The following is an 18,836-nucleotide window of genomic DNA, read 5'->3' as shown; positions in this document are numbered from 1 at the left end:
TACGGGCTGCCTAGATTCATGGGTGCAGTGTCCGCCCCACCTCGCGGCCCCACCCACAGAGGAAGCGGCATGCGACTCTCCCACACCTCTCGGCCCACAAGGCCCTCTTCTTCACGGAGTCGTTCATGTCTTTCCGTCCCACGATCCGCCGCACCGCTCTGCGGTCCGCCATCGCCACGGCCGCCCTGGCCGGCGCCGTCCTCGTACCGGCTGCCACCGCCTTCGCCGACACCACCCCGACCACGCCGGCACCCAGCAGCCCGGCACCCACCGGTCCGGCAACGGCCACCTCGGCGCCGACGAAGCCGGCGGACGAGGGCACCCTGATCCGCACGGACAAGCTCACGGGCGGGCTGAGCGCCAAGGTGTACCGGCACGGCGAGGGGCCCGTGACACCCACCAGGTGCGTGGCCGAGATCAAGGAGAACGTCGGAGGGGGCACCGCTGCCTTTCTCGGCATCGGCCCGAGCGGTCCGTACGTCCGGTTCCAGGACGCGGCGGGCGGCCCGTTCCTGGACTACAGCCTTAACCGCCTGCACCCGAAGCTGCCCGAGAGCGCCGGCTTCGACGCCGAGATCCTCAACCCGAACAGCAGCGCCCCGCGCCTGAGGTTCAACCTGGAGGGCGGCGGACACCGGGCGGGCTACGCGGACTTCCCGAAGCTCCCCAAGGGATGCAGCTTCCAGTACGACACGGGGTCGGGCACCGGCCACGGCAGCGACACGCAGTCCTCCCAGACCTCGGTCGTCCCGAAGGGCAGCGTCGCGGCCGGTGCGGAGCCGGCGCAGAGCGCCGATCCGGTGCTGATCGAGGTCGGCGGGGCAGCGGCGCTGGGGGCGGCGGGCCTCGGCTTCGTCGTCCTGCGCCGCCGCACGGCAACGGCCGGCCGCTGAGCCGCTCGGACACGTTCGCCACACGTCGGGGGAGGGGTCGTCGCGCAGTGCGGCGGCCCCTCCCGGTTCTGCCTGCCGGGAGTCTCGTATGCACACCTCGTTCACGCGCCGTCTGACGGCGGCCTCGCTCGTCACCCTCAGCGCCGTTGCCGTACTGACGGGCTGCGCCTCGGGCGACGACGCCCCCGCCACCCCGCCCGCACACATCGCCACTTCACCGGCCAGGCCGGCGCCGACCGGCGCGGCCACCCCCATGCCGGCCTCCGAGCCGGTCCGGGTCCGCATCCCCTCGGCCGGTGTCGACACCGGCCCGGTCCTGGACCTGGGACTGGCGGCCGACGGCACCGTCGAGGTCCCGACCGTCGTGCAGGCGGACCGGATCGGCTGGTACACCAAGGGCGTCACCCCGGGGGAGAGGGGCCCCGCCGTCCTCATCGGCCATTTCGACACCGCCGAGGGCCCGGCCGTACTGAAGAACGTGGCGAAGATCCGGGTCGGCGACCGGATCACCGTCACGCGAGCCGACGGATCCGACGCGGTGTTCGCCGTGCGCAGGCTCCAGCAGGTCGACAAGGGCGCCTTCCCGACCGACGAGGTCTACGGCGACACGGCAGGCCCCGAGCTCCGGCTGATCACCTGCGGCGGAGATCTGAAGGGTGGCCACCGGCCCGACAACATCATCGCCTTCGCGAATCTGGTGAGGTGAGACGGCGGGGCACAGGGAGCGGTACCCCGCGTTTTCGAGGTGTCCTGACCACATGCGACACTCCGTTTCATGCTGGGTGTCACAGATCTTCCGACCTATCTCGCCGGCCTGGTGCTCATCGTTCTGCTGCCGGGGCCCAATTCGCTGTACGTGCTGTCCGTCGCCGCCCGGCGCGGGGTGCGGACCGGCTATGTGGCCGCGGCCGGGGTGTGGACCGGCGACACCGTGCTGATGACGCTGTCCGCGCTGGGCGCCTCGTCGCTGCTGCAGACCACGCCGGTGCTCTTCGCCGTCGTGAAGATCGCGGGCGCGGGCTATCTCACCTGGCTGGCGATCGGGATGCTGCGGGCCGCGGTGTCCATGTGGCGCGAGCGGCACCGGCGGGTGGCCGAGCTCACCGGCGAGGGGGCGGACGCTGCCGAGTCCGCGGGCGCCATGGAGCGGCCCTACCGGCGGGCGCTGGTGGTCAGCCTGTTCAACCCGAAGGCCATCCTGTTCCTGATCTCGTTCTTCGTGCAGTTCGTCGATCCGGGGTACGCCTACCCGGCGCTCTCCTTCCTGGTGCTCGGCACCCTGCTGCAGCTCGCCAGCTTCCTGTACCTGTCGGCGCTGATCTTCGGCGGCACCCGGCTGTCCGCGGCGTTCCGCCGCCGCAGGCGGCTCTCGGCCGGAGCCACTTCGGCGGCGGGCGTGCTGTTCCTCGGGTTCGCCGCGAAGCTCTCGCTCAGCAGCGTCTGACCGGGCGCCGCCGGCACCGCGTCACTCGTGCCAGGCCTTGCCGCGGGCGTGGTGGATCATGCGCGGGAGCATCCTCCGCGCGCGGGCGTCCCGTCGCAGTTCTGTTTGCGCTTGAGGCTCGCTGCATGCGCAGCCTCCGCGCGCGGGCGTCCCGTCGCATCCGCGTCGGCGAGCTGGTTCACAGCTCCCCAGCGGGTCGGAACTCAACCGCGCGCGAGGTCAAGGCCCAGCGGCGCGAGGTACTCCGCGAGCCCGGTCATGTCCTCGCCCGCCCAGCCGATGTAGCCGTCGGGGCGGACCAGGAAGAGCCCCTTGCCGTACGCCTCGTAGGCGTCGGTGCGGTGCACCAGCACTGCCGGGGTGCCGAACTCCGGCAGGTCCGCGTCGGTGCCGACCGCCAGCAGGGTGAAGTGCGGACCCCGGAAGACGTCGAACAGGCGCCGGCCGCCCGTGGGTCCGTCGGGGGCGCGGTCGCCGGCCTCCAGTGCGCCCGCACGGCCCACCGAGAGGGGCCCCTCGCGGTAGCCGATGCCCAGCTGCTGGGTGGCGGCGCCGCGTTCCTGCTGACCGCGGTGGATACGGGTGGACAGGCCGAGCACCTCGGCGGCGATCGGGCGGCGCTCCTGCTCGTAGCTGTCCAGCAGCGCCGCGGGCGCGCCGTGGCGCAGCACCTGGCCGAGCTTCCAGCCGAGGTTGTACGCGTCCTGGACGCTGGTGTTGAGGCCCTGGCCACCGGCGGGGGAGTGGACGTGGGCGGCGTCCCCGGCGAGGAAGACGCGACCGTCGCGGAACCGGTCGGCGAGCGCGGCGCGCGGCCGGAAGTCGGATGACCAGAGCACCTCGGTGACGTCCCGCGCGTCCAGGTGCGTGCGCTCGGCGACGACCGCGCGCACCCCCGCCGGCGAGATGTCCGGCTCGCCCTCCTTGAACTGGGCGACCAGCTGGAAGTCCGCGGTGCCGGGCAGCGGGCAGATCGCGAGGTACCCCGCGTCGGTGTTCATCATGTGCCAGTTCAGCCGGTCGAGCGCCGCCTCGGCGATCCGCACGTCGGCCACCAGCATGGGTGCCGGGTCCACCGTCTCCCCGGTCATCGCGATGCCCAGGGCCCGTCGCACGGTGGAGCGTCCGCCGTCCGCCGCGACCAGGTAGGAGGCGCGGACCGGGCCGGTGCTCAGCTGCGCGGTGACCCCGTCGGCGTCCTGGCCGAGGCCGGTCAGCGCGGTCGAGAACGCGACGTCGCCGCCCAGTTCGCGCAGCCGGGCCAGCAGGATCTCCTGGGTGCGCCACTGCGGCATCATCCACGGCTCGCCGTACGGCTCGGCGTCCGTCGGGGCCGCCACCCGGAACATCCGGTGCTCGCCCGTCCGCTCGCCGTCCTGCCAGGTCATCCCGACCGGCGCCGGCCCGCCGTGCTCGCGGACCGCGTCGCCGACCCCGAGATCGTCCAGGACCTCCCGGGTGCGGGGCTGGATGCCCTTGCCCCGCGACCCGGGGAAGAGTCCGGGCGCCTGCTCGACGAGGAGGGCGGGGACGCCGCGGCGGGCCAGGTCGCAGGCGAGGGCGAGGCCGCACGGGCCGGCGCCGACGATGAGGACCTCAGTTTCCTTAACGTTGTTAAGTTCCATGGTTCGGAGTGTGCGCTTAACGCTGTTAAGTTGTCAAGGAGGGGCTGTTAACTTGGCGAGGTGGGTACAACGAAGATCGACCGGACGCGGGTGGCCGACACGGCGCTGCGGCTGCTGAACGAGGTGGGCCTGGACGGGCTCAGCCTGCGCGCCATCGCCAAGGAGCTGGACGTCAAGGCGCCCGCGCTCTACTGGCACTTCAAGGACAAGCAGGCGCTCCTCGACGAGATGGCCACGGTGATGTACCGCCGGATGCTCGACGACGACCTGCCGGGGCCCACCCCGGAGAGCTGGCAGGACCAGCTCGTCGCGTACAACAGCGGACTGCGCAACGGGCTGTTGCGCTACCGCGACGGGGCCAAGGTCTACGGAGGTGCGAAGTTCACCGGCACCGACCACGCCGACGGTCTCGAAAGCCATCTGCGGACCATGGTCGACGCCGGCTTCGAGCTGTGGCAGGCCGTACGGGCGGGCACCACCGCGTACGCGTTCACGATGGGGTTCGTCAGCGAGGAACAGGGCGTCCGCCCGCTGCCCGACCAGCAGCGCGAGGGCTTCGACATCGCTGAACGCGCGGAACGGCTGGCCCGGTACCCGCTCGCCGCGGCGGCCGGTTCCGAGATCTTCGCCCACTACGACGAACGGTTCGAGGACGGCCTGCGGCTGATCGTCGCGGGTGTCGAGGCGCGGTACGGGGTGCGCTGAAGAGCGCGCCCCGGCGGCCGTCCCCCCCCCCCGTGCGCGTACCGCCGCACCCGCGTCAGGGTCCGTGGCGCGCCCCCCGGCGGTCGCGTCGCCTACGGTCGCGCGCGCCACCGCCGTACCCGCGTCAGGGCCGCCGGCCCCAACGTCATGGCGAGCAGGGCCGCCAGTGCGGCCGCCCCGGCGAGGGTCCCGGCTCGCAGCCCCGGCGGCCGGAACGTGCAGTCCACCGTCGTCCGGCCACCGTCGACCCGCACCGCGACGAGGCCGAGATACGAGTCGGCCGGCCGGCCGTCGCAGCTCCAGCCCGCGATCCTGGGCGCCGCCAGCACGGCGACGCCCCTGGTCCGCGGCGGGAGTTCGGCGTGCACCCCGCTGCCGGAGACGGTGATCCGCGTCGCGCCCGTGTGCTTCAGCCCGGCCACCGCCGAGGCCAGCCGCCCCGGATCCAGGCAGCCGACGGACTCGTGCGGGACGGTCCCCGCCCGCTCCGCCCGCAGGGTCACGGCGACCTGCCCCGCCCCCGGGCCCAGCGGCTGCATCCCGGCCCGGCGTGCGGGCAGGTCGCCGCGGACGTCGAGCAGTTCGCCGGTCCCGCCGAGCCGGGCGGTGCCGAACAGGTCGGGCGTCCACAGGAACACCTCGCTGCCCGCGGGACAGTTCGCGCGCAAGGTGTAGGCGCCGGGCCGCACTTCGTAGGCGTACGCGTTCCGGTCGGCGGCGACCACCCCGTCCGCCGAGCGCAACGTGGTCGTGGGCAGTGCGTAGACCGGGGTGCCCAGCAGCTTCTCCTGGTTGCGGAAGGGCGAGCGCCCCCAGCCGGACGCACCGGGGGCGGACGGCCGCACCGTCACCAGTGGCGGCACGTCCTGCCGGGTCACGGTCACCGGCCGCCCGTCCGGGCGGTTCCAGACCTGGTGCGGATCGCGCGGCGCGTGCACCCGGGCGCCGACCGAGAACACCGCGTCGGTCACCGGGTTGTCCAGGCTCTGCAGGGCGCGGCCGCGCGAGGTCCAGCCGCCGCCCAGCGCGGAGAAGGTGCGGGTCGTCACGTCGGGCGTATGGCTGCTGTAGTAGGCCCCGCCCTGCCCACCGACCACCAGCGGATCGTTGGCGGTGCTCTGCTCCGCACCGGGGTCCGTGCGGTAGCGCGGCCAGCCGTCGGCGCGGGCGACCGCGGCGGCCTGCTCGCTCTGGCGCTCGCCCCAGGGGGCGTAGTCGTCGAGCCGGTCCAGACGCTGCCGGTCGGCGTACGCGGTGGTCGCGGCGGCCTGCCCGGCCTGCGCCCCGACCAGCAGGAGCACCGCGAGCACGGCGAACCTGCCGCTGCGCACCAGCGCGAGCGCGCAGACCGCCGCCACCAGGCCCGCGGCGAACAGCGGATACGTCCACCGGGTCACCAGCTCGCTGGGCGCGGCAGCGGCGGCGATCAGCACCAGCACCCCGCCCCGCCCAGCAGCGCCCGCCGGTCGGGCCAGGCCTCGGCGACGGCGGTCCAGGCGGCGATCACCACGAGGCCGGAGAGGACGAACGTCTGCCGGAACGGGCTCCCGTTGGGTGTCGCGAAGGCATGCCAGAGCAGGTGGGTGGGCCCCCACTGCAACGAGAGCGCGACGGCCGCCACCAGGCCCGGCCACACCCACCGCTCGGCGCGCGCCACTTCCCGGTGGAAGGCCAGCGCGCAGGCCAGCAGCAGGGAGCCGGTGCCGAGGAAGACCGCCGGGCTGAAGAAGCCGTAGGTGGCCGGCAGCAGCCGGGCGGCGACGTCCGGCCAGGCGGCCGGGGCGAACTGCCGGGTCAGGCCCGGGTAGGCGTGCCGGGTACCGAGGAAGACCGGCACCAGGACCGGTGCGGCCAGCCCGATGCCGAGGAGCACCGCCCGTGCCGCGCGCAGCAGCCCCAGCAACCGCTCCCGTGAGGTCCCGTCCGCCAGCAGCAGCCGCACCACCAGCACCAGGGCCGCGCCGAGCGTGGCCATGTACGCGGTGTAGAAGTTGGACACCCAGGCGAGCGTGACAAGCAGCGTCCCCAGCACCGGCCGCCGCGCGGTGCGCGCCCACTCGCCGGCCAGGCACAGCAGCGGGAAGGCGATCAGCCCGTCCAGCCACATCGGGTTGTACACGGCCTCGGCGACCGACCAGCCGCACAGCGCGTACGAGGCGCCGAGCACCGCCGCCAGCCACTCCCGGCCACGGCCCCGGCGCAGCGCGGTCAGCAGCCAGGTCATGGCGGCCGCGGCCGTCCCCGTCTTCACCAGCGTGACCACGTAGACGGCCAGGTCGATCCGGTCCCGCGGGAACGCGCCGACGAGCAGGGCGAACGGGCTGGTCAGATACGTGCCGAGGTCCGGCAGGAAGCTGGTGCCGAAGCCGGACTGCCAGTTCAGCAGCAGCCCGCCGTCCGCCCGCCCGTGCAGCAGGTCCCAGAGCCGGGCGTGGAACGGCACGAACTGGTTGCCGAGGTCGTTCACGCTGCGGGTGCGCGGGCCGAAGGGGTAGCTGCGGGCCACCGCGTCGCCGGCACAGACGGTCAGGACCGTGAGCACGGCGGCCAGCGCGGCACCCCGGCCGCGCGGCGATCGGAGAAGCGACGGAGTCCTCATGATGGGTCGAATATGTCATCGAACATCGTGAAATCCCGCGGGCGAAAAGGCGGTTCACCTGATGGTCCGCCGCCCTTCACGCGGTGGTCCCCGCCAGGTCACCGGGCGCGCCCGGCTCCCCGGTGCGCCGCCCGGGCGGGGACGCGCCGGGGGCAGGTGCGAGCGGAAGAAGGCCGTTTCCCCTGCCGACAGGGCGAGTTCATCCTGCGGCCGTTCAGGTTTCCTAACGTGCCACGGAACCACAAACGGTCGACGAACATCCGTACCCCTCCCTACGCCCCTTCCCCGACGGGCGGCAGACGCTTGGAGCGCCATGACGAAAGCCCGCACCCGCTGGCCACGGCAGCGTGACGCGGAGGAACCGGCCCCGCCCGGCGGCGGCACGCCCTCCCTCGCCACCGTCCGCCCGACGGAACTGGAGACCTGCCTGCGCGCCTGCGCCGCGCACAGCGGGAAGCTGGTCGCCGGGCTCGACCGGCGGCGTGCGGCGCTCGCCGAGGCGCTGCGGAACCTGCTGGCCACCCACGCCGCCATGGAGCAGCCGTCGTCCGTCGACGCCACTCCGCTCCCGCTGCTGCGCCGCGCCGCCAGGGGCGGGCCGAGCGCCGCGCTGGTCCTCGGCGACCCCCTGCTCGACCCGCTGCTCGCGGTCGGCAACAAGGCCCTGGACTGCGGTTACGAGGACGAGCTGAAGCTCGCGATCCTGGTCACGGACACCGTGCTGACCCAGCGCAGGAACTCCAGGGCGGCGTGGCGGCTGCGGGCCCGCGCTCTGGAGGCGATGGGGGCGGAGCGCGACGCCGTCCAGGCGTACGAGCGCTACCTCGATCTCACCGACGAGGACGGCTTCGGGATCGCGGCGAAGGCGGCCGGTCTGCGGGCCGGCGCCGAGCGCCGGAGCGAGCTGCTGCGGACACTGGAGCGGGACTGCCCCGAGGCCGCGGCCTTCGCCGGGGGACCGGTCACCGACACCTGGGCCGAGGGCCTCGCCCTGCACGCGCGCGGGGACTGGAACCGGGCACGGTCCCGGCTGATCGGCGCACTGCTGGCGCAGGAACGGTCCGGCGCGCCGGTGCCGGAGATCCAGGAGGCGCTCGCCCAGTACGTCGCCCTCGCGCTGGAGGCGGGCGGCGCGCCGGGCAGCGGCGCCGGCCCCGCACCCCGGCGGGCAGCCCCGGACCGGCCGTCCTCGCGGAGGTCATCGAGCTCTACGCCGGTCAGCGCCGGTCCCGGATGCGCGGCCCGGTCGCCGACCCCACCTTCGGCGGCGTCGAATGGACCACGCTCGGCGAGTTCCGCAACCGCATCGCGGGCAAGTCCATCTGCCTGGTCGCCAACTCCCAGCGGGTCGGCACCGGTTCGATGGGCGAGGAGATCGACGCGTACGACCTGGTCGTCCGCTTCAACTCGTACCGGATCGACGCGCCGGCCACCGGCAGGCGCACCGACATCCACGCCACCATCCACAAGCACGGCTTCAACTGGGACCAGAAGGTCCACACCCGGCTGGTCTTCGGCGGGGTCTCCGGCGACTGGAAGCACTCGCTGCGCAACCGGCTGGTGCCGGGCGCCCAGCAGTACCTCGGTGACGAGTCGCTGCGCTGGCCGCTGCGCGACATCGGCCGGGTCGGCACGGACGTCTGGCCCTCCATCCCCACCAGCGGCTTCAACATGCTGTGGCTGCTCGACCACCTGGACGTCAGCCCGCGGCTCGACCTGATCGGCTTCGACTTCTACGAGAGCGGCGCCTACCGGCTGCCCGCCGCGATGAAGATGCCCATCACCTCCGTCCACGAGTACACCAGCGAAAAGGCATGGGTCATGGCCCGTGCCCGGAGCGTCACCGACACGAGGATCCGACTGCGATGACGACTCCCGCTGCCGCCCCCGCACCACAGGCTCCCGCCCCCGCCAACACGCTCACCGGCAAGCGCCGCGTCGCCTTCGCGAGCTTCGTGGACGAGAACTACCTGCCCGGCTTCCTCGCCCTGCTGCGCAGCCTCGCGCTGTCCAACCCGGCCGTCTGCGAGGACTTCCTCGTGCTGCACGACGGGCTGCGCCCCGCATCCGTCGCACAGATCCGGGCGCTGCACCCGCGCGTCGACTTCCGCCGGGTCGACGCCGCGCGCTACGACACGTACGCCAAGGGCGACCAGGACAACTACCTGGTGCGCAAGGCCTACTTCATCCTCGACGTCTTCCGGGTGCGCGACTACGACACCGTGATCACCCTGGACACCGACATGGTGGTCCTCGGCGATCTGGGCGAACTGCTGAGGCTGCGCGACGGACTCGCCGCCGTCCCGCAGTTCTTCTACGGGCAGCACAAGCTCAACAGCGGGCTGCTGGTCATCCAGCGCGAGTATCTGAGCGACGCGTTCTGCGCGCGGATCGACGACGTCGGCCGGCAGGGCGGCTACGAACTCGACAAGCACGACCAGGGCATCCTGAACGCCGTGCTCGACGGCGACTTCGTACAGCTCGACGCCCGCTACAACTTCGTCAAGCGGCGGCTCTCCGGCGACCTCCCGGTGCCCGACACCACCGCGATCCTGCACTTCACCGGCCGGCACAAGCCCTGGCAGGGTGGCGAGGCCGGCTACGGCCTGGCCGAGGACCGCTGGCGGGAGTTCGAGCTGCCCGAGGCCGAGTTCCACGCCGCGTACCTGGCGCTGCCCGGCGCCAAGCACCACGACCTGCTGGTGCACTACGGCACCCCGCACGTCCGCCGCACCGCCGACCCCGAGAGCGCCCGCAAGGTGGCCGCCGCACACATCGGCGCCGGGGAGTACCAGGAGGCGGCCGACGTGCTCGGCGGGGTCCGGATCCCCGTCGACGAGGCCTGGCCGCACGAGGTGCTCGGCAACGCGCTGATGAGCGTCTCCCGCTACGAAGAGGCCCGCGCCCAGCTCCTGCTGGCCGCCGCGGCCCCGAACCGGGCGGCCACCGCCTTCTCACGGCTCGCCCAGATCGCCTGGATCCACGGCGACGACGCCACCGCCGCGCAGTACGCCCTGGAAGGGCTCGGCGTCGACCCGACCCACCGGGCGAACCGGCTGATGTACAAGCGCACCAGGGACGCCGAGACACCCGTCGAGGGGCCGTCCGGCCAGCAACTCGCGCACGTCGCCTTCTACATGGACCGGCAGGGCAACGCCGGGGACAAGCTGCTCCCGGAGAGCGTCCGGCTGGCCTTCGGCCGCGACACCGGCCCGGCCCGCTGGCACTCCGTCCACGCCCACCGGCTGTTCGACGAGGCCGCGCTGGAACGGGTCAACGCCCGGCGCGGACTGGTCATCGGCGGCGGCGGGCTCTTCATCCCGGACACCGCCCCCAACGGCAACAGCGGCTGGCAGTGGAACGTCCCCGACGAGCTGCTGGAGCGGATCGACGTACCCGTCATGGTGTACGCGGTCGGGTTCAACGCCTTCGACGGCCAGGCGTACGGCCACGGCCGCGACCGGTTCCTGTCCTCGCTGCGCAGACTGGTCGAGCGCTCCTCGTTCTTCGGGCTGCGCAACCACGGCTCGATCGAGAAGGTCCGCGAGCTGCTGCCGCCGGCGCTGCACGACAAGGTCCGCTTCCAGCCCTGTCCGACCACCGTCACCCGGCAGCTGGTGGACGGCTGGAGAGACCCGGTGCGGCGCGAGGACACCGTGCTGATCAACGCCGCGTACGACCGCTCGGGGCTCCGCTTCGGCCACGACTACGCGCACTTCCTCGGCGAGATGGCGACCGCGGTGAAGGAGCTCGGCGAGCGGGCCGAGGTGAGCTGCGTCGCCCACTCGCTGGACGACGAGCGGATCGCCTTCGACCTGCGGCGCGAGCACGGCATCGCACTGCCGGTGATCCCGATGTACGACTTCGGGAACGACGAGATCCGGGACACGTACGCCCGGACCAAGCTGGTCATCGGGATGCGCGGGCACGCGGGCATGATCCCGTTCGGCTGCGGGACACCGATCATCAGCCTGATCTCACACCCCAAGATGGCGTACTTCCTGGCCGACATCGAGCGGCCCGAGTGGGGCATCTCCGTCCACGACCGCTACCTAGGGGCCCGGCTCGTGGAGCGGGCCGCCGGGCTGCTGGACGACCATGCGGCGGCGGTGGCCGACGTGCACGGGCGGCAGCAGGAACTGTGGAAGGTCACCGAGGCGAACGCGGCCGACCTCCAGCTGATCCAGGCGGGCGTACGCGTCTGACGGCACGACAGCAGGGGCGGGACGCCGGCCGGCGTCCCGCCCCTGCTCACGCTGTCACCGGCCACCGGGCCGGCTCACCGCCGCGCGACCCGCCGCAGCGCCCTCGCCCGCCGTGCGACCCTGCGCACCGCGGCACTCCGCGGCAGGAAGGCGAACTGATCGGGCACCCCGCCCGGCAGCCCGAGCGCGGTCAGCCGCCTGCGCTTGAAGTAGCGCGCGCTCGCCGCCGTGGGACGGGCGGCGAGATACCGCTCCGCGGCCTGGCGCAACTGCGGGTAGATCTTCGGCTGCATGGCGAAGCCGACCGCGGTGACCAGCTCGTTCAGCTCCGCCGGCGCCACCGCGGGCGCCTGCGCGACCGCTTCCCGGTCGTCGAGGTCCGGCACCAGGGCGTCCACCAGCGTGACCGGGACCCGGTTGCTGTTCTCGAACGGGGTCAGCCGGTCAAGCAGCGTCTGCGTACCGACACGCGCCACCGGCAGCCCGTAGAACGCGGACGCCGTGAGCAGCGCGGTCGAGAAGCAGCCGACGACCAGGGCGGGCCGCATCCGCTGGTACAGCACCTCGGCCAGGACCGGGGCGAGGTGCACCCCCGAGTCCAGCACGGTCAGTTCCGCGCCGAGCTCCGCCGCCTGCGCCTCCATCGCCCGCGACCACTGCGCCGGAGCCGTCGGATGTGGCTTGAACACCAGGCGGGTGTGGCCGAGCCGGACCGCGCCGCGCATCATCCGCAGGTGCAGGTGCTCCTCCTCGGCCGCGCTGATCAGACCGAGGGCGGAGAGGTACTGGCCGAGCAGCAGCGCGGGCGCCTGGACCGACGGCACGCCCGACGCGACGTCGTGCGCGTCACCCAGCTCACCGAGCACCTTGAGGAAGGCCTCGGTCGGCACGATCTCCGGCGCCACCCCGAACTCCGTGAGCAGCAGGGGGCGCAGTCCCGGTACGAGGTCGAGGTGGAGCAGCCGCCGCACCCGGGTGCCGACCAGCGGGTCGATCTTGTTCCTGGTAGGGCCGTAGCTCATCAGCCCGTCCGCGTACACGTCGATCGGTACGCCGGTGAAGATCTGGGCGAGTGCCATGGCCGGGTTGACCTGGATCGACTCCACGGCGATCTCGATGTCGTCGTCACCCAGCCCCCAGGCGAGCCGCAGGTGCCTCTCCCACAGCGGTACGTCGTCCGGGCGCGGGGACCAGCCGCTGGGGTGGTGGGGGCGATCGTCGCGTTCCACGACACGACGTCGTCGAACCGGCCGCGCAGCGCGTCGAATCCGGGCATCGCGTCGATGGCGGGAGTCGTCTCCGGGATCGCCGCGTTGTTGGCGACGAGCAGGATGCGGCGGCCGCTGTCCGCGAAGGCGCCCGAGTCGAGGGCGGCGGCGAGCGTGGCCGTGCCGTAGAGGGTGGAGGCGAGGAAGATCTGCGTCGTACGCGCCCGGCTGCTGCTCATGCGGCTGCCACCTCCTTCGCGCCGGCCCGGCGGCGCAGCCGGCGCAGCAGGGTCGCGCGCTTGGCGTCCATCGAGTCGATCGCGTCGTCCAGCACATCCTGCGGCATCCGCTTGAGCGCGCCGGCGCTCATCGATTTCAGGGCGCGGGCCACAGCAGGTTCGAACCTTTCCATCGAACTCATGTGATGGGCGATGATCGCGCAATAGTTGCGTACCGCTTTCGGCAGCAGCGCCTGCGCATCGCGGTCCGCCGCCGTTTCGCTTATGACCTGGTCGAATGAGCGAATGAAATCGAGCTGGCGCATGTCGCCGATCTGGGTGAGGGACGAGGCGACGCCGCGTCGGTAGAAAATGCCGAGAAGTCCCAGCACCGCGAAGGAATCCGCCTCGCGGTGCAGCCGCCAGATCCACGGCCGGTCCTCCGCGGTGCGCAGGCCGTCCGTGAAGTGCAGCAGACCGCGGTCCAGGAGCCGGCGGTGGTAGAGGCCGGCCCAGGCGTACGCGTAGTCGACCGAGGTGGTGCGGGTGGCCGGCAGGATCGCGTCCCGCGGTGCCATCACCTCGCCCCTGCGGCCGTGCGGGACGCGGTGGACCGTACGGGTCCTGCCGTCGGCCTGCACATGGTCGGTGCGGACGAAGTCGCAGCCCAGCGCCTCGGTACGGGCCACCAGGTCGGCGTAGAAGCCGGGGGCGAGCCAGTCGTCGCCGTCCAGGAAGGCGAGGTACTCGCCGCGGGCCGCGTCCAGACCGGTGTTCCGGGCGGTGGCCAGTCCGCCGTTCTGCTTGTGTCTGCGGACGACCACCCCCGGAATCTCGTCCGCCGCGCGGCGCAGCAGGTCCGCGGTCCCGTCGGTCGAACAGTCGTCGACGAGGATGAATTCGAAGTCCTCGCGGGCGTTGGCCCGCAGGCTTCTGAGAGTGTCGGGCGCGTATGTCTGCACGTTGTAGAACGGCACGATGACGGAGAGCTTAACCACCCGCGTCACGCTATGTCCGGGCCGGGCATTCGCCCTGTCGGCCGTGCGGCCGGAGAGTGAACGGCACCCGTCAAAATGGTGAACCGGCAGGCCGCCGGGTGCCTTTTTCTTTCCCTTTCGACGGGCTGGGCTGCTGGTTCGGCAATCGTCGGCAGGCTGTTAACCCTTTGTTGCTGTCACGTTGGGCTGTCCACCCCCGGGCCTTCCTACCGTCTTGGACGTGCCCCCTCGTAACAGCAATTCGGCTTCTCCAGCAGGCCTGGAATCCACGGACACGCCGTCCCCGGCGCTCCGGGTGGCCGTGCTCGCCGACTCCGACACCCGATGGAAGTGGGGCGCGCTCACCGCGCGCCGGCTGACCTCGGGCGCCGGCCGTGCGGACACGCCCGGTGCGGGCGCCCCGCGCGCGGAGATCAGCGGACTGCTGCTGCGCGGCCGGGCCACCCCGACACCGCGCCAGCTCGCCGAGGTCGGCGACGTCGGCATCGACACCGACCGGGTGCGCGAGGTGACGGCCGTGGAGTTCCTGCACACCGTGCGCGACGAGGGATACGACCTCGTGGTCCTCGCCCTCGTCGGCGGCGCCGTCCAGGCCGTGCTGCACGGCCTCGCGGCCCTGCGGATGCCCGCCAGGCCCGTCGTCGTCACCGGCTACGTAGGCGTCGTCTACGAGAAGCTCGCCGACGGGCTGCTGCTGCGGCACGGTGCCGACGTCGTCCTCGCCAACTCCCGCCACGACGCGGACCGGTTCCGCGCGGTGTACGACGGGGTGGGCGCCGACTCCTCGGCCGTCACCGAGGCCGCCCTGCCGTTCCTCGGCGGCGCCCCGCACCGCCCCGAACCGGGCCGCGACACCGTCGTGTTCGCCGCCCAGCCCTCCGTGCCCGCCTCCCGCGCCGACCGTACGTATCTGCTGCGCAGGCTCGTCGAGCACGCCAGGCTGCACCCGAAGCGCGAGGTGCTGCTCAAGCTGCGCTCCAAGCCCGGCGAGCACACCACACACATCGAGGAGCTCCCCTACCAGCGGCTCGCCGAGCGGCTGCCCGGCGGCCTGCCGCCCAACTTCCGCCTGGTGTACGGGCACATGGGCGAGGTGCTGGACCGCACCGACCTGCTGGTCACGGTCTCCTCGACCGCCGCCCTGGAGTCCCTGCACCGGCGCATCCCCACCGCGGTCCTCACCGACCTCGGGGTGCGCGAGACCCTCGGCAACCACCACTTCATCGGCTCCGGCCTGCTCACCTCCTGGGACCACCTCGACGGCGGCGCCCACCCGCAGCCGGACGCACAGTGGCTGGCCGGCCAGGGCGTGGCCGCCGACGGCACCTACGACACGGCCTACGACACCGCCCGCGCCAAGGTCACCGCCCTGCTGGCGGCGGACCGGCTGCCCGCCCCGGCGCCCTACTACACACCCGCCACCGCCCCCGGCTACCTCCCGGGCATCCTCGCCCGCCACCACCTGGCCCCCGACGGCCATCCGCTGCCGGGCGCCCTCGCCCCCAGGGAGACCGGCCGGGTCAGGGGAGCGGTGCGCGAGGCGGTCAGGGACGCGGCCCGGGGCGCGTACCGCCACGGCGTCCAGCGGGTCGCCCCGGTCATCCGACGGATGGGCGAACTGTGAAAACCACCCCCAGGACACCTCCTGGAGCCACGACACCTCATGGAGCAGCGATGACGCAGCCCACCGTGCTCGCCGTGATCCCCGCCCGCGGCGGATCCAAGGGCGTACCGGCCAAGAACCTCGCCCAGGTCGGCGGCGTGCCGCTGGTCGTCCGCGCGGTCCGCGCCTGCCTGGCGTCCGCCGAGGTGACGGACGTCGTCGTGACGACCGACGCCCCGGCCGTCGCGGAAGCCGCCCGCGCCGCCGGCGAAGCGCTCGGCGAGTCCGGCCGGGTGCACTGCATCCAGCGCCCCGAGGCCATCGCCGGCGACACCGCGACCAGCGAGGCCGCCGTGCTGCACGCCCTCGACACCTACGAGAGCGAGCACGGCCGGACCGTGGACGTGGTGCTGCTCGTCCAGTGCACCAGCCCCTTCGTCGCCCGGGAGGACATCGACGGCGTCGCCGCGGCGGTCGCCCGTGAAGGCGCCGACACCGCCGTCACCGTCGCCCCGTTCCACGGCTTCCTGTGGCGCGACGGCAGCGCGGTCGAGGACCACAACTACGGCGTGAACCACGACAAGACGGTCCGCCCCCGCCGGCAGGACCGCCCCGAGGACCTGCTGGAGACGGGAGCCGCCTACGCGATGGACGCGGCGGGCTTCCGCACCCACCGGCACCGATTCTTCGGCCACACCGCGCTGGTGCGCACCGACCCGGCCCGGGTCCTGGAGATCGACGACCCGCACGACCTGGCCCGGGCCCGCGCCCTGGCCCCGCTCCTGGACCCGGCCCCGCTGCCCACCCGCGACGACATCGACGCGGTCGTGCTGGACTTCGACGGCACCCAGACCGACGACCGGGTCCTCATCGACGCCGACGGCCGCGAGACCGTCGCCGTCCACCGGGGCGACGGACTCGGCATCGCGGCCCTGCGCAAGGCCGGCCTGCCGCTCCTGATCCTGTCCACGGAACAGAACCCGGTCGTCGCCGCCCGCGCCCACAAGCTCCGCGTCCCCGTCCTGCACGGCATCGACCGCAAGGACCTCGCGCTCAAGCAGTGGTGCGACGAACAGTCCATCGCCCCCGAACGCGTCATGTACGTCGGCAACGACGTCAACGACCTCCCCTGCTTCGCACTCGCCGGCTGGCCCGTCGCCGTCGCGAGCGCCCACGACTCGGTACGCGCCGCGGCGCGCGCCGTGACGACCACCCCCGGCGGCTTCGGTGCCATCCGCGAGATCGCGGCCTGGCTGCTGGGCCCCACCCTCACCACTCCCGCTGACCACACCCCCCTCCCCAAGTAAGGAAAAGCACCATGAGCACTTCCCGACTGCGCACCCTCGGCAGCCGTACCGCCGGCCCCGGCAACCCCGTCTACATCACGGGCGAGATCGGCATCAACCACAACGGCGACCTCGACAACGCCCTCGCGCTGATCGACGTGGCCGCCGAAGCGGGCTGCGACGCCGTCAAGTTCCAAAAGCGCACCCCCGAGATCTGCACCCCGCGCGACCAGTGGGACATCGAGCGCGACACCCCCTGGGGCCGCATGACGTACATCGACTACCGCCACCGCGTGGAGTTCGGCGAGACCGAGTACCGCGCCATCTCCGAGCACTGCGCCGAGCGCGGCATCGACTGGTTCGCCTCCCCGTGGGACACCGAGGCCGTCGCCTTCCTGGAGAAGTTCGACGTGCCCGCCCACAAGGTGGCCTCCGCCTCCCTCACCGACGACGAGCTCCTGCGCTCCCTGCGCGCGACCGGCCGCACGGTGATCCTCTCCACCGGCATGTCGACCCCGCGCCAGATCCGCCACGCGGTCGAGGTGCTCGGCTCGGACAACATCCTGCTCTGCCACGCCACCTCGACGTACCCCGCGAAGGCCGAGGAGCTGAACCTCCGCGTCATCAACACCCTCCAGCAGGAGTACCCCAACGTCCCGATCGGCTACAGCGGCCACGAGACGGGCCTGCAGACCACCCTCGCCGCCGTCGCGCTGGGCGCCGCGTTCGTCGAGCGCCACATCACCCTCGACCGCGCGATGTGGGGCTCCGACCAGGCCGCGTCCGTCGAGCCGCAGGGCCTGACCCGCCTGGTCCGCGACATCCGCACCATCGAGGCGTCCCTCGGCGACGGCGTCAAGAAGGTCTACGAGTCCGAGCTCGGCCCGATGAAGAAGCTCCGCCGGGTCCCGGGCGTCGTCGCGGAGAACGGCGAGACGGCCCAGGCCGCCGAGCCGGTCGCGGTCTGACGGGCAGACCGGTGAACCTCGCCTTCGTCGAGAGCCCGGTCCAGCTCCTGAACGTCCTGGAGTGGGCCTACACAGAGGGAGGCGGCGGCCGCGTCCTCGCGGACGTCACCGTCGTCGTCCTCCCCCCGGTCGACCCGATGTCGCGCGGTCAGCTGCGCCGGATGGCGGAGCTGGCCCGCGACGAGGGCGCCACCGTGCGCTGGCAGGAGGCGCGCGGCGACTCGGGCACCCCCCTGAAGTCGCTGCGCGCCCTGACCCGGCTCGTCCGCAACGCCGACCACATCGTCATCGGCGACCCTTTCTCCCGCTACGTACAGCTCCTGCTCTCCCTGGTCCGCCCCCGCCGCCTCACCGTGGTGGACGACGGCACCGCCACCATCGAGTTCGTCGCCCAGCTGACCCGCGGCGAGCGCCTCACCCGCTGGCACCGCCGCGGCGGCGCCGGCCCCCGTGACCTGGTCCTGGCCCCGGTCACCGCCACCGCCCGCCGCCGGTTCACCCCGTCCGCGGCCCGCGAGGTCGAGCTCTTCACCGCCATGCCGGTGATCCCGCCGCCCGGCATCACGCTCATCCCCAACACCTTCTCCTGGACCCGCTCCCGCTTCGGCCCGCCGCTACTCACCAAGGGCGCGGACCTGGTCGGCACCTCCCTGGTCGAGACGGGCGTGGTCGACCGCGCCCAGTACCTGGAGGCCGTCGCGGCACTGGCCCGTACCCACGGCGCCACCCGCTACTTCGCCCACCGCCGCGAATCCACCGAGAAGCTCCACGCCCTGGAAGCCGCCACCGGCCTGGAGATCGTGCGCCCCGACCTCCCGCTGGAACTCATCGCCCGCCGCGGCCCGATCGGCCGCACGGTCCTGAGCTTCCCCTCCACGGTGGTCCACACCCTGCCGCTGGCCCTGGTCGGCACGGAGGTGAAGGTCGCGGTCTGCGACATCGCCCCGGAGTGGCTGCGCGCAACGGCGTCCCCGAGGGCCCAGGGCTTCCTCGCGGGGGTCACCGAGACCGCCCGGGACGTCCAGCGGCTGGCGCCCTGGCGCGCGACGGCGGTCACGGAGGCGTGACCCGGCGCCGGGCCGAC

The 18,836-nt window shown here is 73.0% G+C and carries 12 protein-coding genes and 2 pseudogenes; 10 read left to right on the top strand and 4 right to left on the bottom strand.

Annotated elements, in window-relative coordinates; translation table 11 throughout:
* Positions 1-125 precede the first annotated feature (125 nt).
* The 3 genes from LNW71_RS10855 to leuE all read left to right on the top strand — a co-directional run bounded on the left by LNW71_RS10855 (position 126) and on the right by leuE (position 2,337).
* Positions 126-893 (top strand): hypothetical protein, encoded by a 768-nt coding sequence (locus LNW71_RS10855; protein WP_250968064.1) that lies wholly within the window; start codon positions 126-128, stop codon positions 891-893.
* 88 nt (positions 894-981) lie between these two features.
* On the top strand, positions 982-1,599 hold the full coding sequence (locus LNW71_RS10850) for a class F sortase (RefSeq protein ID WP_250968063.1): 618 nt from the start codon (positions 982-984) through the stop codon (positions 1,597-1,599).
* Positions 1,600-1,668: 69 nt separating this feature from the next.
* Entirely contained in the window at positions 1,669-2,337 is a 669-nt protein-coding gene (gene leuE / locus LNW71_RS10845; RefSeq protein WP_250968062.1) for a leucine efflux protein LeuE, read from the top strand.
* Between the two features lie 203 nt (positions 2,338-2,540).
* Here leuE and LNW71_RS10840 read toward each other — a convergent pair whose 3' ends face one another.
* A complete protein-coding gene (locus tag LNW71_RS10840; RefSeq protein WP_250968061.1) occupies positions 2,541-3,962 on the bottom strand; it encodes an FAD-dependent monooxygenase in 1,422 nt (473 codons plus the stop codon).
* Between the two features lie 60 nt (positions 3,963-4,022).
* On the opposite strand from LNW71_RS10840, the gene LNW71_RS10835 reads away from it, so the two are divergent.
* Positions 4,023-4,667 (top strand): TetR/AcrR family transcriptional regulator C-terminal domain-containing protein, encoded by a 645-nt coding sequence (locus LNW71_RS10835; RefSeq protein ID WP_250968060.1) that lies wholly within the window; start codon positions 4,023-4,025, stop codon positions 4,665-4,667.
* A 92-nt stretch (positions 4,668-4,759) separates the two neighbouring features.
* On the opposite strand, the pseudogene LNW71_RS10830 reads toward LNW71_RS10835, so the two are convergent.
* Positions 4,760-7,266: pseudogene (locus LNW71_RS10830) on the bottom strand (YfhO family protein).
* A 1,233-nt stretch (positions 7,267-8,499) separates the two neighbouring features.
* Here LNW71_RS10830 and LNW71_RS10825 point away from each other — a divergent pair.
* Both LNW71_RS10825 and LNW71_RS10820 read left to right on the top strand, forming a co-directional pair.
* Positions 8,500-9,135, top strand: a complete 636-nt coding sequence (locus LNW71_RS10825) for a glycosyltransferase family 29 protein (protein ID WP_250968059.1) — start codon at positions 8,500-8,502, stop codon at positions 9,133-9,135.
* Positions 9,132-11,471: a glycosyltransferase gene (locus tag LNW71_RS10820; protein WP_250968058.1), complete on the top strand. Its 2,340-nt coding sequence runs from the start codon at positions 9,132-9,134 to the stop codon at positions 11,469-11,471. The genes LNW71_RS10825 and LNW71_RS10820 overlap by 4 nt, the downstream gene beginning before the upstream one ends.
* Before the next feature lie 74 nt (positions 11,472-11,545).
* Here the strand turns inward: LNW71_RS10820 and LNW71_RS10815 are convergent.
* Positions 11,546-12,918 (bottom strand): annotated as a pseudogene (locus LNW71_RS10815) (polysialyltransferase family glycosyltransferase).
* A complete protein-coding gene (locus LNW71_RS10810; RefSeq protein ID WP_250968057.1) occupies positions 12,915-13,895 on the bottom strand; it encodes a glycosyltransferase family 2 protein in 981 nt (326 codons plus the stop codon). The pseudogene LNW71_RS10815 and the gene LNW71_RS10810 overlap by 4 nt, the downstream one beginning before the upstream one ends.
* 220 nt (positions 13,896-14,115) lie before the next feature.
* Here LNW71_RS10810 and LNW71_RS10805 point away from each other — a divergent pair, with 220 nt between their 5' ends.
* The 4 genes from LNW71_RS10805 to LNW71_RS10790 are packed head-to-tail and all read left to right on the top strand — an operon-like array spanning position 14,116 to position 18,819.
* Entirely contained in the window at positions 14,116-15,519 is a 1,404-nt protein-coding gene (locus LNW71_RS10805; RefSeq protein ID WP_250968056.1) for a DUF6716 putative glycosyltransferase, read from the top strand.
* A gap of 50 nt (positions 15,520-15,569) precedes the next feature.
* Positions 15,570-16,805, top strand: coding sequence for an acylneuraminate cytidylyltransferase (locus LNW71_RS10800; RefSeq protein ID WP_250968055.1), 1,236 nt, complete (start codon positions 15,570-15,572; stop codon positions 16,803-16,805).
* Positions 16,806-16,816: 11 nt separating this feature from the next.
* On the top strand, positions 16,817-17,752 hold the full coding sequence (locus LNW71_RS10795; RefSeq protein ID WP_250968054.1) for an N-acetylneuraminate synthase family protein: 936 nt from the start codon (positions 16,817-16,819) through the stop codon (positions 17,750-17,752).
* Positions 17,753-17,763: 11 nt separating this feature from the next.
* On the top strand, positions 17,764-18,819 hold the full coding sequence (locus tag LNW71_RS10790) for a hypothetical protein (RefSeq protein WP_250968053.1): 1,056 nt from the start codon (positions 17,764-17,766) through the stop codon (positions 18,817-18,819).
* The last annotated feature ends 17 nt before the right edge of the window (positions 18,820-18,836 follow it).

Source organism: Streptomyces sp. RKAG290 (assembly GCF_023701695.1).
GTDB lineage: Bacteria > Actinomycetota > Actinomycetes > Streptomycetales > Streptomycetaceae > Streptomyces.
This window is presented reverse-complemented; position numbering and strand designations above follow the sequence as displayed.